This is a genomic window from Pseudidiomarina tainanensis (assembly GCF_004214835.1).
In the GTDB taxonomy this organism is placed as follows: Bacteria; Pseudomonadota; Gammaproteobacteria; order Enterobacterales; family Alteromonadaceae; genus Pseudidiomarina; species Pseudidiomarina tainanensis.
Window position 1 is genome coordinate 1,170,884 of the sequence record NZ_PIQJ01000001.1, and the last position, 15,165, is coordinate 1,186,048.

Below are 15,165 nucleotides of genomic sequence, written 5' to 3' on the forward strand. Positions count from 1 at the left end.
AGCCAACTATTTGATAAACAGCCAAGTGATTAAATAACTTGTAATTGACGCAAGGCAATAATCATTGTCCACAAACCGTAGACAATCATTAAAGCGCCCATCAGTTTTCGAAACCCTTGAGATTTAAGCAGTTGTTGTAGGCTATGGTTCAACCAACCAAAGGCAAACATCGCTGGTAGGGTACCAAAACCGAACGCGAGCATGTAAAGACTTCCCTGGGTAGCTGAACCACTAATTGCCGCCCAACTTAGTGCGCTATAAACCAAACCACAGGGTAGCCAGCCCCATAGCATACCAGCCATGAATAGGCTTGAATAACTCGCTTGCCGCTGACGTAATGCTGTTGCCAACGGCTGCAAGCGACGCCAGAAAGGTTGGCCTAAACGTTCGAGGTGACGTAAACCAAACCACCACTGACCAAGATACAAACCGAATGCAACTAACACCAGTGCGGCGATAATTCGCAGCCCAATCAAACCATTATCAGCTAAGCCAGCAGTGCTACCGACAGCTGCGCCAACGATAGCCCCAGCAATGCTATAAGAAATGATCCGACCAAGGTTGTAAATAAACAGTTGACCAGTATTAACCTGTCCTGCAAAAGCACTGGCAATACCGCCGCACATCATCACGCAATGACCGGCGCCGGCTAACCCCATGAGTAGTGCCGCGAACCAATCAACGTTCATTGGCATTATCACTGCTTTCAGTATTCGCTTGACCGTCTTTGGGAGAGGATTTATTCGTTGCTTCGTCGTCCAGAAGAATATTCATACCTTGGCGCTCTAAATCTTCAAATTGGTCGCTGCGTACCGCAAAAAAGAACACGGCAACCGCAATGACGACAAATAATAAAGCGATAGGTATCAGAACATATAAACTTTCCATTATCGGTATAACCTTAACGAGTTGACTAACACGATTAATGAACTCAATGACATGCCAATAGCCGCTATATAAGGTGTCACGAAGCCGGCCATGGCGACGGGCAGAATACCAATATTATAGATTAACGCCCAAAGAATGTTTTGGCGTAGAATATTTCGGGCTTTTAACGTAATTGTACGGAACTGGTCTAATGCACTGAACTGGTTTCTCAGTAACACTACATCAGCAGCTGTTCGTGCTAAATCTGCTGCGTGGCCAAAGGTAATTGACACATCTGCCTGCGCTAAAACAGGGCCGTCATTCAAGCCGTCACCAATCATTGCAACGGCGCCATGCGCCTGGGCTGCTGACAGCTTTTCAAGCTTATCGGCTGGCAGTAGATTCGCGAAAACTTGCTTAATACCGAGTTCAGACGCGACGACCTCGGCAAGTTCAAGCCGATCACCGGTGAGCATAATCACTTCTATTCCAACTGCTTGCATTGCTGATATTGTGGCTTTGGCATCTTCTCGAAGTTTATCACCTACATCCAATTCAGCGAGCACCTTATCGTCAGTTGCAAGGAATACCTGACACTGATTTAAAGAAGGTTTAAAGTCTGGGTGCCACTGTTGAATATAGCGCAAGCTACCAATTCGAACGGGTACAGATTTATCTGACTCATACTCCCACGTCGCATCGATACCGAAACCCGTTTCATTCGTGATGTTAGTTACCGTTGTTCGCTCTGAAGTGAGTTGACGAAGTGCGGTGGCAATCGGGTGTTCAGAGTGATTTTCAAGCGCTTGCACTAGCGCTTTTAGCTTGCTTTCAGAGAAGCGTTGAGAATCGGGTTGGTGGTGAATATAAAATTCTTGAAGTTTGAACTCACCGGTTGTTAGCGTTCCAGTTTTATCCACAAACACGGTTTTCACGTCTGGTAAAATCTGCAACACATCGGCGTTTCGCAATAAAATGCCAGCTTTGTTAAGTTTATGAATTGCGCCTGTCACTGCAGTTGGTGCCGCTAGAGCCAGGGCACATGGACAGGTTGCAACGAGCACCGATAACGTCACCCAAAACGCCTCAGCCGGGTCAATCACCGTCCAGATCAAAAACGTTGCTGCAGCCAACATCAAAATACGCACGACAAATTTGCTTGCCATACGCTCAGCAACTCGCGCTAATTTCGGTTTGCGCGATAAAGCCAAGTCTTGTAATTCAATGATACTAGCCAGTACGGTTTCTTGTTGAATCGCCGTCACTTTGACGCGGATTGCTTGGTTTTGATTAATACTGCCGGCTAACACCGTATCGCTTTGTCGCTTATTAACGACTCGGCTTTCCCCGGTTAAAATACTTTCATTAACGCCAGCGCTTGAGCTTAATAGTTCGCCATCGGCAGGAACTGTGGCACCGGGCATAACATGAATAACATCACCAACTTGTAAATGGCTGACTGCAACGGACTCGGCTTCGCCGACTGCAGTCTCGCGTTGCGCAATGGCTGGCAATAATTTAACTAAATTTGATGCTGCGCTAACTGCTTTTTGACGAGCTAATAATTCAAAGTAACGACCAACGAGCAGAAAGAACGTAAACATCGCTACTGATTCGAAATAAACCTCACCCTCATTGATAAAGGTTGCATAAGCACTGGCGCCGTATGCTGATAACAAGGCAAAGGTAACCGGAACATCCATATTGGGCTGGCCAGCCTGAATGCTGCGAATGGCGCTGATATAAAAGGGCTGGGCACTGTACAGCAATACTGGCGTCGCCATAAACAGACTGATCCACCACATGAACTGGCGTAATTGTGGATCAAGGTCGCTCACCACACCGAAATATAAGCCGACGGCAAGCATCATCACTTGCATTGTTGCTAAGCCTGCAACACCAAGGCGGGTCACAAAGTAGCGGCGACGTTGTTTAAATTCTTGTTCTTGGTTGGCCGCTTGAAAAGGTAGCGCACGATAGCCAAGTTCAGCAATAGCTTGCAATATTGCACTTAGTTTTACCGTGCTCGGTAACCAACGTACGTTGACACGCTCGGTCGTAGCATTGACTTGAACCTGCAAAATACCGGGCAAGCGACTGACATGTTGCTCAATAAGCCATGCACAGGCCGTGCAAGTCATACCTTCGATGGATAAATTAATACTGCGAGCGTCGCCGTCAACTCGGGTGAATTGCTGTTGTAGTTGCTCATCATCATAGGCGGTTAATTGCTGCAATTCTTCCGGAATGAGCGGTATTTGAAGTGGATTGCTTGTGTCGCGATATTGATAAAAATGCAAAAGATTTTGTTGCGCGATAGTTTCAGCAACAGCTTGGCAACCGTAACAACAAACCTGGTGTTGTTGGTTGTTCAACACAACACGATAGCCACCGTCGGCAGGCAATGGCTGAAGACAGTGAAAACACTGTCCGTCAGGGACATCCGGCAACTTGGTCTGCGTCATTGTTTAAACGCCGTAGGTTAACGGTTTGATGGCAAGCTCACGATAAGCTGGCAGTTGTACTTGTTGAGTTACTCGCCAACTATTATCGAATGGCGTTATTGTTAACGTCCATTTGCCAGATTCATTTTCCGGAAGCGTACCGCGATAAATTCCTTGAGCATCAGCGGTTAATGTTACCGTGAAATCTTTTTCAGCAAGCGTGGTGTGATAAAAATTAACTTTCAATGCACTAAATTGCTCTGGCGCGCCACTGGTATAGGTTAACGCGAAGCTTTTATCGGTTTGTTTAAATGAAAATTCGATATTTAATGCCTGTGCCGCTTGAACCTTTTCTACTTGGGCATTGATGCCTCGACCTTTCTTGTAGTAATCATCGACTACCATTGCATTGTCACCGTAACCACTAGCAATGGTCAGCGTAATAATCATGGCAATAATGACTGAAAACGGAATGAGCATTAAGAACCAAGGCCAAAACTGCTTATACCACGGTTTTTCCATGCGACTGAAACCCCAATCAATGTGTTTTAAAGAAAAAACCCCGCAGGAGCGGGGCTTTTCGATTAGTCCTGCGATAGTCCGTAAACGTACGAGCTAATAACATGGATTTTATCCTCTCCGAGGATATCTTTCCACGCTGGCATGACACCATTACGACCGTTACGTAAGGTTTCCTCAATTGCGTCTTGTGAACCACCATATAACCAAATGTTATCGGTTAAGTTTGGTGCACCAAGTGCTTGATTACCCTTACCGTCAGCGCCATGACAGGCTGAACAAACGGCGAAGTTTGCTTGGCCGGCTTTAGCTAACTCAGGGTCTACTTTACGACCACTTAAGCTCATCACGTAATTCGCTAATTCCGTGATTTGTTGGTCATTAAATTGCGTTTGCGCTGGCATGACGCCATTACGACCAGCAATTAATGTGTGCTTAATGGCCGCAGGGCTTCCACCGTATAACCAATCATCGTCAGTTAGGTTAGGGAAACCTTTGCCACCCATCGCATTCGAGCCATGACATTGTGCACAGTTTTGGATAAACAAACGTTGACCGATTTTCACCGCTTCAGGATCTTGCGACAACTCTTCAATTGAACGCTCAGACAACGCTGCAAAAACTGGACCGAATTTCTCTTCAGCCTGGTCAACTTGACGATCGTATTCAACAATCAAACCAGCTTCACGAGCCGCTTCGGTTGCTTGTTTTGATTCCTCTAATGAACGAACGTCTTGGTTCGAGCTACTCCAGCCGAGTAGGCCTGCGAAGTTACCTAAACCAGGATATAAAGCTAAGTAGAGGAAGGCCCATACAATCGTGATCCAAAATAGAATGGTCCACCATTTCGGCATTGGGTTGTTAATTTCCACGATACCGTCAAATTCGTGGTCCATTAATTCACCTTCTTTAATACCAGTGTAGTTCGTCATATTCCAGCGTAATAGCCAGATAATAACCACCAAGAAGGCTAAAGTTAGGACGATAATCCATGCACTCCAGAAGCTACTCATTATTCTTCGACTCCTGTTTGGTACTGTCTTTGGTTACTGACGATTGTTTATCTTCGTCAAAAATAGAGTTAGCGGCTTGATCAAAGTTCTTTTTTTGACCTTTGCTGTATGCCCACCAAACTACACCAATAAACAGTACGAAAACTAATACGGTGTAAAAACTACGCCAAGTGATGTAATCCATCTTACTCAGCCTGCGTCAAACCAGTTCCAAGCACTTGCAGATATGCAATCAAGGCTTCCATTTCTGTCTTGCCTGCAACTGCAGCCTTCGCACCAGCAATTTCTTCGTCGGTGTAAGGCGCTCCAAATGACCGGAATACTTCCATCTTCTTCGCTGTCAACTCACCATCAAGGGTGTTTTCAGCGAGCCATGGAAAGCCTGGCATGTTTGACTCTGGAACGACGTCACGTGGATTGATCAAGTGAACATAGTGCCATTCGTCACTATAACGACCACCAACACGTGCGAGATCAGGACCAGTTCGTTTTGAACCCCATAAGAATGGGCGTTCCCAAACATGCTCACCTGCAAGTGAGTAGTGACCATAACGCTCAGTTTCCGAACGGAAAGGGCGGATCATTTGACTGTGACAGTTGTTACAACCTTCACGAATATAAATATCACGACCTTCCATTTGAAGCGCAGTATATGGTTTTAAACCGACAACCGGCTCGTTTGTCTGCTTCTGAAACAGTAGCGGGGTAATTTCCACGAGACCGCCGATTGAAATGGCGATTGTCATGGCTACCGCCAGCCAACCAACACGTTTTTCAAGAAATGCGTGTTTAACGTTCTTGCTCATTATATCGACTCCTTAGGCTGACTGAGTTGCTGCTGGAGCAGGGCTAGCTTGTGTAGAAGCGCCACCAACATGTTCGACTGTTGGTTTGCCAGCGCGAATCGTGCGATAAACGTTCACAGCCATCAACACCATGCCAGCGACAATGAATACGCCACCAACAAAACGGATAAACCAGAACGGATAAGAAGCAACGACACTCTCAACGAAACTGTAGGTTAACGTACCATCAGTTGCGTTAACTGCACGCCACATAAGACCTTGCATAACACCAGAAATCCACAGGGCAACGATATAGAGTACAACGCCAATAGTGTGTAGCCAGAAGTGGATATTGATCCAACGAACATTATGCATTTGAGTTTGGTTCCACAAACGTGGAATCAGGTAATACAATGAACCGATAGTAATCATTGCGACCCAACCCAAAGCACCAGAGTGCACGTGACCAATGGTCCAGTCGGTGTAGTGTGATAATGCGTTCACCGACTTAATCGACATCATTGGGCCTTCGAACGTTGACATGCCATAGAATGACAACGACACGATCAAGAAGCGCAGAATAGGGTCGGTTTTCAATTTATGCCATGCACCAGACAATGTCATGATACCGTTGATCATACCGCCCCATGAAGGAACGAAGAGAATCACTGACATTACCATGCCTAATGACTGAGTCCAGTCTGGTAGCGCGGTATAGTGCAAGTGGTGCGGGCCAGCCCATATATATAGCGAGATAAGAGCCCAGAAGTGCACCACAGATAAGCGATATGAGTATACCGGACGCTCAGCTTGCTTTGGCACGAAATAATACATCATGCCCAAGAAGCCAGCAGTTAGCAGAAAGCCTACTGCGTTATGACCGTACCACCATTGCACCATGGCATCGGTTGCGCCTGCGTAAAGACTGTACGATTTCGTGAATGACACCGGTACTGCCATGCTGTTGACAATATGTAGCACGGCGATAGTGACGATGAAACCGCCATAGAACCAGTTCGCAACATAGATGTGCGACGTTTTACGCTGCACCAACGTACCGAAGAAGACGATGATATAAGCCACCCAGACAAGGGCGATCAGAATATCAATGGGCCATTCAAGCTCGGCGTACTCTTTCGAGCTCGTTAAACCTAACGGCAAAGTAATAACAGCTAGGACAATGACCGTTTGCCAGCCCCAGAATACAAAGCTAGCTAACTTGTCTGAGAATAATGCTGTTTTACATGTCTTTTGAACGATGTAAAACGATGTTCCCATCAGAGCTGACGTACCGAATGCAAAAATTACTGCATTAGTATGCAATGGACGTAACCGCGAATAGGTTAGCCATGGCGTGTCAAAGTTTAATTCTGGCCAGATCAGCTGCGCAGCAATAAATACGCCGACTGTCATGCCAATGATTCCCCAAATAACGGTCATAATGGCAAACTGCCGTACGACCTTCAGGTTATATTCGATTTGTTGTGGATTCGTTTGGCTCATTTTTGTTTTCCGCGTTGATGCTCTGAAAAATTAAGACAGAGTAACGTGACAAATAATAGGTTGCCTGTCCGTTCCCTTATCGGTAGTTTGACAAACGCAGTTATTTTACGAGTTTTAAACCAAGAAAAATAGGCTGAAAACAGGAAAAATAGGCGGTTTACAGGCGATTGGTGAAATAATATACAGTTCATTTAATTCCATTTTTAAGGTAAAAAAATACCCGCATGAAAGCTAAGGTCTTTATTTTCGCGCTTTTGAGCGTTTTCATGTTAAGTAGTTGTGAACAACAACAACCACTTCAACAGCATAGAACAAAAGCAGAAATCTTCCATAAGTTTGATCCGGATCAACCTCGGGTAGAGGAGCCCTTTGTCATCACTTTGACGGCGCCAACAGATGTGCAGCTGGAAAATGGGAAAATTGAAGGTATCTCTATGTATATGGGGAGTATTCCGCTGGTTATCGAACAGATTACGGCAAGCGAATGGCAGGCCCAAGTATGGTTGGGCGCATGTAGTGATCCGCAAATGCAATGGCAGGTCACGGTGCCTTGGTATAACACCGCAACGTCAGCGCGTGGGGTTTATGTTTTTCAATTCATGACTGAAACCAATTGAAACAATTAATACAAGTGTCAAATTTAACTGCATGCTATAGTTTTTTCGGTAACAATTTTAACAAGGTGGCTACATGTCTATCGCTTTAATATGGATTTTAGTTGGTGTTGCGCTGATTATTTCGGAGCTATTACTGACCAGTGTCGTTGCGGTGTTTTTGGGGATTGGTGCAATCGTAACAGGGTTGTTAATACACTGGGGTTTGGTTGATGATTTGGCAATGCAATTTGCGATTTTCGGAATTGTTAGCTTGGTTAGCCTGTTATTGGCAAGAGGCCGTATAAAGCGCTGGTTTACTGGCTATACGGCTGATGAAGACGAAACAAAACCCAATTTCCAGCGCGATATAGGTGCACGGGTAACTGTTGTAAAAGCATTTAATCACGGCGCTGGGCGCGTCGTTTTGAATGGTGTTCAATGGGATGCCTTTTCAGAAGATGACCTGCAGGTGGGAGATACCGCTTGGGTCGTGGCAAACGAAGGAATTCAGCTTACGGTGCAAAAAGAACGCATCCAATCTAAGGAGAACAATAAATCATGAACGCCACGAATATCGAAACAATTCTAGCCGTCGGCTTTGCCTTAGCCGTCGTCATTATCATTTTAAAATCGGCACGAATTGTGCCGCAGCGCTCGAATTACGTGATTGAGCGGCTGGGTAAGTACAGTCGTACGCTCGATTCGGGATTCCATATTCTTATTCCGTTTATCGATAAAGTAGCTTATCAGCACGTTTTAAAAGAAGAAGTTATCGATGTTGAACGACAAGCGTGTGTTACCCGCGATAATATTCAAGTTGGTATCAACGGCGTGCTCTACATTCAAGTCGTTGATGCGCATAAAGCCAGTTATGGTATCAACGATTATCGTTATGCGGCGTCGCAGCTTGCACAAACAACAATGCGTTCAGTGATTGGTCAAACGGATCTTGATAAAACCTTCGAAGAACGAGCACGAATTAATGAAATTGTGGTTCAGGCGCTAGATGAGGCAGCGGCACCATGGGGCATTAAAGTTTTACGTTACGAAATTTCTGACATCGAATTACCGATGAGTATTAAGGATGCGCTTGAGCAACAAATGCGCGCTGAGCGTGAGCGTCGTGCGGCAATTGCTAAGTCAGAAGGTGAACGACAAGCAATGATCAACGTTTCTGAGGGTCATAAGCAAGAAGTCATCAATTTGTCAGAAGCAGAAAAACAGAAGCAAATTAATGAAGCTGAAGGCCGTGCACGAGAAATTGAATTAATTGCCGAAGCTACCGCTGAAGGGCTTGGCAAAATAGCCCAAGCGATTCAACAACCAGGCGGGCAAGATGCTGTTAGCCTGCGCGTTGCCGAACAATATGTGAAAGAATTCGGTAACTTAGCGAAAGAGTCAAACACCCTCATTTTACCTGCTCAACTTGCTGATATTGGCAGTGCTGTCGCCGGCTTGACTGAAATCATCAAGAAGAAAAGCTGACCCGCTATAATCTAACTGGCGTAATTAAAAGGTCGTTCATCGAAGATGGACGACCTTTTGTGATCAAATTTGAGAAAATTTACCTACTTACACAACAGTAACTTTTTGAAACAGGACTCTATTCATGCAGTGGTTAAATCGGTTGGTTATCATCGGAACGCTTGTCACATGTGCAGGCGGAGCTTCAGTTGCTCACGCGCAACAGTGGGGCGGTGGTGATCGCGCAGCATTAGTTGTCATGCAACCGGTTGGCTTTGAACGCGTTCAGCGTTACGTTGAGTCGGTTGGTTACGCCGAAGCCGAACGATCTGTTGAGTTATATCCTGCCGTCAGTGATTTGGTTTTAGAGGTTAATTTCAAAACTGGACAACAAGTTGCGAAAGGTGATGTTTTAGTTCGCCTTGACGATCGTCAACAACAAGTTGATTTGCAACGTGCTCGTATTCAACTTGAGGACGCAGAGCGCACGGTAAAGCGCCTTACCACCAGCCGCCAACAAGGCGCCATTGCACAGAGTGAGTTGGATGTGGCGATAACCGCACGTGATCTTTTGAAAGTTGCTGTGCGTGAAGCTGAAGTGGCTTATGAAGATCGCCAAGTGCGAGCGCCATTTGATGGTGTGGTTGGTATTACCGACGTTGAAGCTGGCGATAGAATTACCACACAGACACTCATCACCACGATTGATCAACGTCAGCAATTGTATATCGACTTTAACGCTCCTGAGGCTGCTATTGAGCTGCTTCAGAATGGTGCTGAATTAGTTGTCAGACCCTGGACCAGCCGCAATACGGAAGTCGATGCTGAAATCGTTGAAATTGATTCTCGCGTGGATATAACCAATCGCACAATCCGAGTTCGTGCCGCAATCGATAACCGCAATGATATGTATCGTCCCGGCATGAGTTTTCGTGTCGCGCTTGCTTATCAAGGCGACAGTTATGCGGTAGTACCGGAAGCCGCGCTGATGTGGAGTGCTGATGGCGCCTATGTATGGGTGGAAAAAGAAGGTAAAGCGCAACGGATTAACGTCAATATCCAGCAACGTCTTGAAGGTCGTATTTTAGTGTCTGGCGAACTGCAGCTTGGCGACAATTTAATTGTTGAAGGTGTTCAAACTCTACGAAATGGGCAGTCAGTTAGAGAAGCGACAGCGGAGGCGCAGCTATGAAGTTTTCGCCGCAGTTGAATGACTTGCCATCACTGGCGATTCGTCGACCGATTTTAATTGTCGTTCTTAATCTATTGATCATTATTGCTGGCTATGCCGCAATTAATGGCGTTGAGGTTCGTGAACTACCGGATGTTGACCGTCCAATCGTGACGATTTCGGCAAGTTTCCCCGGTGCCGCGCCGGAAACGGTGGACACTGAAGTAACAAGTATTCTAGAAGGTGCTGCGGCGCGAGTTAGTGGCGTTAAACAAATTCGAGCTTCAAGTGAAGAAGGTAGCTCACGTATTGTCGTTGAGTTTCGTCCAGGAATTGACTTAGATAGCGCAGCGAATGAAATGCGTGAAGCTGTCAGCCAAGTACAGCGTCGACTGCCGGAAGAAGTTGAAAACGTCGCGATTATCAAAGCCGATAATGATGCACAGGCGGTGGTCTCGTTGGCCGTATCGAGCAGCACGCTTGATCTGGAATCGCTAACCGAGCGAGTTGAAACTGATTTAGCGCCAAACTTTTTGAGTGTTCCTGGCGTTGCTGATGTGCGGTTAAATGGCGACCGTCAGCGCGTACTCAGAGTCATTTTGGATCCACTTCGCTTGGCGAGCTTCCAATTGACAGTAACCGATGTGGCGAATGTACTGCGCCAAGCGCCGTTTGATGTTCCGGCTGGTAGCTTAAAATCAACAGACCAGCAACTCATCGTGCGAGCGGATGCGAGTTCTGTGACAGTTGATGATGTCGAAAACATCGTCATTCGCGATACCACCCGTGTTGGTGATGTCGCGACGGTATTTTTCGGGCCAGCCGATGCAAATAGTATGGTTCGATTAGACGGTAAACCCGTTATTGGTCTTGGCATCATCCGTCAAGCGCGCTCCAACACCATTGAGATTTCTGATGAAGTATTGACGCTAGTCGAACGTCTCAAGCTGCAGTACCCAGAACTTGAGATTCAAGTGACGTCAGATGATGCAAAATTTATCCGCAGTTCAGTTGAAGAAGTATTTGTATCTCTAGCATTAACGATTGCCTTAGTCATTGTCACGCTTTGGGTATTTATTGGCTCTGGCCGTGCGACCATCATTCCGGCATTGGCTATTCCAGTTGCCTTGATTGGTTCGATTGCGGTGATCTGGCTGCTGGGTTTCTCAGTTAATATTCTTACGTTACTCGCGTTGGTATTGGCTACCGGCCTGATTGTCGATGATGCCATTGTGGTCTCCGAGAATATTCAGCGACGTCGAGCATTAGGCCTGGGAGCGCGTGCATCGGCAGTGGTTGGTACACGTGAAGTGTTCTTTGCCGTCGTTGCAACAACAGCCGTACTTGTCGCAGTATTTGTCCCCATTGCGTTTCTGCCTTCTACTGCAGGGCGCTTATTTAGGGAGTTTGGTGGTGTATTGGCAGCGGCCGTCATTATATCTTCGTTTGTCGCGTTATCACTGGTACCCGCATTAACGGCTCGCTTACCTTTAAAAGAAACCTCAAAAGAATCTGCGTTACAGCGTTTCGGTGGACGACTCCGCACGATATATCGCAGTACCTTGCATTTCGCACTTGATAAAGCGCTGTGGGTTTTTGTTGGTAGTAGCATCATAGCTGGCGTTGCTGGTTACCTATATTTCCAAGTTGATAATGAATTAATGCCTACCGAAGACCGCGGCACTATTCGTATTTTTGCACGCGGGCCAGATGGTGTTGGGATTGATTTTATGGACCGTCAAGCGCAGAAGATGGAAGAAATACTTCTGCCTTATGTTAATGGCGGGGCTGTTGACAGTATTAATACCGTTGTCGGTCAATGGGACCCAAATTTAGTATTTATCACCGTACGGTTAACTGATTGGGAAGAACGCGAGCAAAGCCAACAAGATATTATTAATGAAATCAGTGGCCCGTTGGGTGAAATACCAGGGGCGCCGGCTCGTGCATTTGGCTCGAATAGTTTGAATCTTCGCGGCCAAGGTGGCGGCTTAGAGTTTGCATTAACCGGGGAAGAATATGCTGATATCTTCCGTGCGGCGCAAAAATTCACTGCTCGTTTGCAGCAAGAATTGCCAGAAGTAGGGTATCCGCGTATCGGTTATCAACCAACACAGCCGCAACTGCGCGTAAATATTGATCGTAAACGTGCCGAAGAGTTAGGTGTTCCGTTAAATGACATTTCAACAACCTTGCGTGCAGCGATTAACGGACTCGACGTGACTGATTTGAATATCGGTGACCAAGCGGTTCCGATCATGTTGCAAGCGCAACGTGATTTGATTCGCGATCCGACCGATATCATGAATTTATACGTAGGTTCTCAAGCGACGGGTTTGGTGCCGCTGTCTAGTTTAACGACTCTGACGGAAGAAGGGGTTCCAGCCGAATTGGAGCGTCGTTCACAACGCCGTGCCATTCAAGTTGATATGCAGTTGCCAACGTCGATTCCGCTTGAGCAAGTTGTCGAGCGCTTGCGAGAGTTGGCAGCAGAAGAACTACCTAACGGCGTTGGCCTCGTATTACTTGGTGAAGCTGAAGCCTACGAAGAAACTTCACGCGAAGTTGCGTTAACTTATATATTAGCGTTTTTGATTGTATTTTTAGTGTTGGCAGCTCAGTTTGAAAGCGTAAACTCAGCAATCGTCGTAATGGCAACGGTACCGTTCGGAATCGCCGCCGCATTCTTTGCGCTATATATTACCGGAACCTCGATCAATATCTTTTCGCAAATCGGCTTAGTGATGTTGATTGGTCTGATCGCGAAAAACTCGATTCTATTGGTGGAGTTTGCCGATCAGCTCCGAGATCAAGGTGAATCAGTGCGTGAAGCGATTGAAAATGCAGCCGAAATTCGATTACGCCCAATTATGATGACGCTCGTTTCAACGCTACTCGGGGCACTGCCGCTGATTCTATCAATTGGTGCAGGCGCGGAATCACGCAATGCCATTGGTTGGGTGGTGTTTGGCGGGTTAGCTTTTGCGGTTTTATTTACCCTTTATTTAACACCGGTTCTATACTTAGCGATTGCACGTTTCACCAAACCACGTGCTGACGAAACGAATCGCCTTGAGAGTGAGATGAAACGAGCAGGGGAGCTATAATGGGTCACTTGGTTAAAGCATTGTTGTATGGAACATTCGCAATTACTGGCGCTAGCTTTGTGCCAAGCGCAGTAGCCGAGGTTGTAGACAGCTCAAAGCAGGGCTTTACCATTGAATTCAAGCAGGCCATCAATGCTTCCGTTGTCGATGTATATAGTGGCTTGACTGAAAATGTCGGAGAATGGTGGCTCGATGACCATACCTGGTTTGGTAATGGTCAGAACATGCAACTCGATGCACGAGCTGGTGGTTGCTTTTGTGAGATTTTTGGCGATTCACAAGCGCAGCATTTGCAAGTTGCGATGATTATTCCGAATCAATTGGTGCGTTTACTCGGTGGTTTAGGGCCGTTGCAGGGTGAGGGTGTGAGCGGTGTTATGGAGTGGCGACTCAATAATCTTGCGGAGACGTCAACCGAGCTCACTGTGTTTTATCGTGTTGGTGGTTATACGCCAAATGATTTAAGCCAATGGGCTCCTGCGGTTGAAAGCGTTCTGCAACAGCAAATGGCAGCCATGAAAACTTTTGTTGAAAATGATTTGGGAGCTCGATAATTTCGCCGAATACTTTTGATTATTTGGTTTTTTTTTAAATATTGCGTAAGGTTAATGAATACTTTCTTAGCCGAGTGCAATTATGTTTTTACACAAACTTCCAAGATTAACAGCCGCTCTCGCTTTGTGCGGTATTGGCGTCGTTCATGCACAAGCCGCCGACGACAGCAAATCACTACCGACCTGCAAAGCAGAAGCTACCTTGTTGCCGTTCTCTCTAAAAGCAACTCTTTTCGAAGATGATATGGGAAGTGTTTATCTTTCTATTGATGGTCAACGTGTGTTATCTCAAGACACCAAGATCATGACTTCAGATGAGCAAAACATGGCGTTTATCGAGAAGTTTGTGAATCAATCATCCTTTCACTTCCAAATGTATATTGGCGATAATGAGCAGGGCGAACGAACGTATCGATTTGAATCAGCTTATTTTTTATTGCCGAGCTACTCAAATACAAACGCCGCGGGCGAAAAACTTCAGCGGTTTGCGAAGATAAACCAAATTGCGGTTGGCGAGAAACAGTATGTTTATCAAGTCGAACCCCAAATACCGTACAATAATTTTTATGAATATCCAATGACGGCCGCATTCGCTCACGCATCTTCAACCGCTTGGCTTCAGGGCGAACCGACAAGCATTTCGCTACAAATAACTGACGAGGCGTTTGTTACCGAAATACAAATGTTGGCGTCGAATTGGGCGAAGTTTGGAAATGTCATGGAGCGAGATGCATTATCATTATTTGATAAATATATTGCTGGGCAGTGCCAAGCAGATTACGCATGCTTTTTTACCACAGCTGCTGTGCATACAATTGGGTTAGCTGATGACTGCTGGGAGCTCACGCAATTACGTGCGTTTCGTGATAACGTCATGAAACGAACTGTTCTCGGTAGAGAACTCATTGAGCAGTATTATGCTGAAGCTCCAACAATCGTACGGCGTATTAATCAATTGAGTCACGCGAGACGGGTTTGGCTTAAAACTTACTGGTTCGATATTTTACCAAATGCGCTGCTGGCAAAGATGGGATTTAATACACTTGCACAGAAACGATATATTGCATTGTTTCATCGATTACAAAAGCTTTCCTTGAGCGCTTAACTTAATTCATTTCAAAAATCGTTCGCTACGTAAAATC

15 protein-coding genes are annotated in these 15,165 nt (G+C 46.0%); 7 read left to right on the plus strand and 8 right to left on the minus strand.

Annotated features, from left to right (window positions below; genetic code table 11):
- Positions 1–29 precede the first annotated feature (29 nt).
- From CWI82_RS05770 to ccoN, 8 genes are all read right to left on the minus strand, one after another.
- Entirely contained in the window at positions 30–695 is a 666-nt protein-coding gene (locus CWI82_RS05770) for a sulfite exporter TauE/SafE family protein (RefSeq protein WP_165383882.1), read from the minus strand.
- Positions 679–888 (minus strand): cbb3-type cytochrome oxidase assembly protein CcoS, encoded by a 210-nt coding sequence (gene ccoS, locus CWI82_RS05775; RefSeq protein ID WP_130202906.1) that lies wholly within the window; start codon positions 886–888, stop codon positions 679–681. Before ccoS ends, CWI82_RS05770 begins: the two co-directional genes overlap by 17 nt.
- On the minus strand, positions 888–3,332 hold the full coding sequence (locus CWI82_RS05780) for a heavy metal translocating P-type ATPase (protein WP_130202907.1): 2,445 nt from the start codon (positions 3,330–3,332) through the stop codon (positions 888–890). Before CWI82_RS05780 ends, ccoS begins: the two co-directional genes overlap by 1 nt.
- Positions 3,333–3,335: 3 nt before the next feature.
- Positions 3,336–3,833, minus strand: a complete 498-nt coding sequence (locus CWI82_RS05785) for a FixH family protein (protein WP_092855030.1) — start codon at positions 3,831–3,833, stop codon at positions 3,336–3,338.
- A 62-nt stretch (positions 3,834–3,895) separates the two neighbouring features.
- A complete protein-coding gene (gene ccoP, locus CWI82_RS05790; RefSeq protein WP_130202908.1) occupies positions 3,896–4,843 on the minus strand; it encodes a cytochrome-c oxidase, cbb3-type subunit III in 948 nt (315 codons plus the stop codon).
- On the minus strand, positions 4,836–5,027 hold the full coding sequence (locus CWI82_RS05795; RefSeq protein ID WP_130202909.1) for a cbb3-type cytochrome oxidase subunit 3: 192 nt from the start codon (positions 5,025–5,027) through the stop codon (positions 4,836–4,838). Before CWI82_RS05795 ends, ccoP begins: the two co-directional genes overlap by 8 nt.
- Position 5,028: 1 nt before the next feature.
- A complete protein-coding gene (ccoO, locus tag CWI82_RS05800) occupies positions 5,029–5,649 on the minus strand; it encodes a cytochrome-c oxidase, cbb3-type subunit II (protein WP_130202910.1) in 621 nt (206 codons plus the stop codon).
- A gap of 12 nt (positions 5,650–5,661) precedes the next feature.
- Entirely contained in the window at positions 5,662–7,131 is a 1,470-nt protein-coding gene (gene ccoN / locus CWI82_RS05805; RefSeq protein ID WP_130202911.1) for a cytochrome-c oxidase, cbb3-type subunit I, read from the minus strand.
- Between the two features lie 266 nt (positions 7,132–7,397).
- Between ccoN and CWI82_RS05810 the strand changes: the two genes are divergently transcribed.
- The 7 genes from CWI82_RS05810 to CWI82_RS05840 all read left to right on the plus strand — a co-directional run bounded on the left by CWI82_RS05810 (position 7,398) and on the right by CWI82_RS05840 (position 15,128).
- Entirely contained in the window at positions 7,398–7,748 is a 351-nt protein-coding gene (locus tag CWI82_RS05810; RefSeq protein WP_130202912.1) for a hypothetical protein, read from the plus strand.
- Positions 7,749–7,821: 73 nt separating this feature from the next.
- The gene (locus tag CWI82_RS05815) at positions 7,822–8,289 is read left to right on the plus strand and encodes an NfeD family protein (protein ID WP_092855018.1); all 468 of its coding nucleotides are present in this window, start codon (positions 7,822–7,824) and stop codon (positions 8,287–8,289) included.
- On the plus strand, positions 8,286–9,212 hold the full coding sequence (locus CWI82_RS05820) for an SPFH domain-containing protein (protein ID WP_092855016.1): 927 nt from the start codon (positions 8,286–8,288) through the stop codon (positions 9,210–9,212). Before CWI82_RS05815 ends, CWI82_RS05820 begins: the two co-directional genes overlap by 4 nt.
- Positions 9,213–9,336: 124 nt before the next feature.
- On the plus strand, positions 9,337–10,383 hold the full coding sequence (locus CWI82_RS05825; RefSeq protein ID WP_130202913.1) for an efflux RND transporter periplasmic adaptor subunit: 1,047 nt from the start codon (positions 9,337–9,339) through the stop codon (positions 10,381–10,383).
- Positions 10,380–13,469: an efflux RND transporter permease subunit gene (locus CWI82_RS05830; RefSeq protein ID WP_092855012.1), complete on the plus strand. Its 3,090-nt coding sequence runs from the start codon at positions 10,380–10,382 to the stop codon at positions 13,467–13,469. The genes CWI82_RS05825 and CWI82_RS05830 overlap by 4 nt, the downstream gene beginning before the upstream one ends.
- On the plus strand, positions 13,469–14,023 hold the full coding sequence (locus tag CWI82_RS05835; protein WP_092855010.1) for a hypothetical protein: 555 nt from the start codon (positions 13,469–13,471) through the stop codon (positions 14,021–14,023). The genes CWI82_RS05830 and CWI82_RS05835 overlap by 1 nt, the downstream gene beginning before the upstream one ends.
- Positions 14,024–14,105: 82 nt before the next feature.
- On the plus strand, positions 14,106–15,128 hold the full coding sequence (locus CWI82_RS05840) for a CFI-box-CTERM domain-containing protein (protein WP_130202914.1): 1,023 nt from the start codon (positions 14,106–14,108) through the stop codon (positions 15,126–15,128).
- The last annotated feature ends 37 nt before the right edge of the window (positions 15,129–15,165 follow it).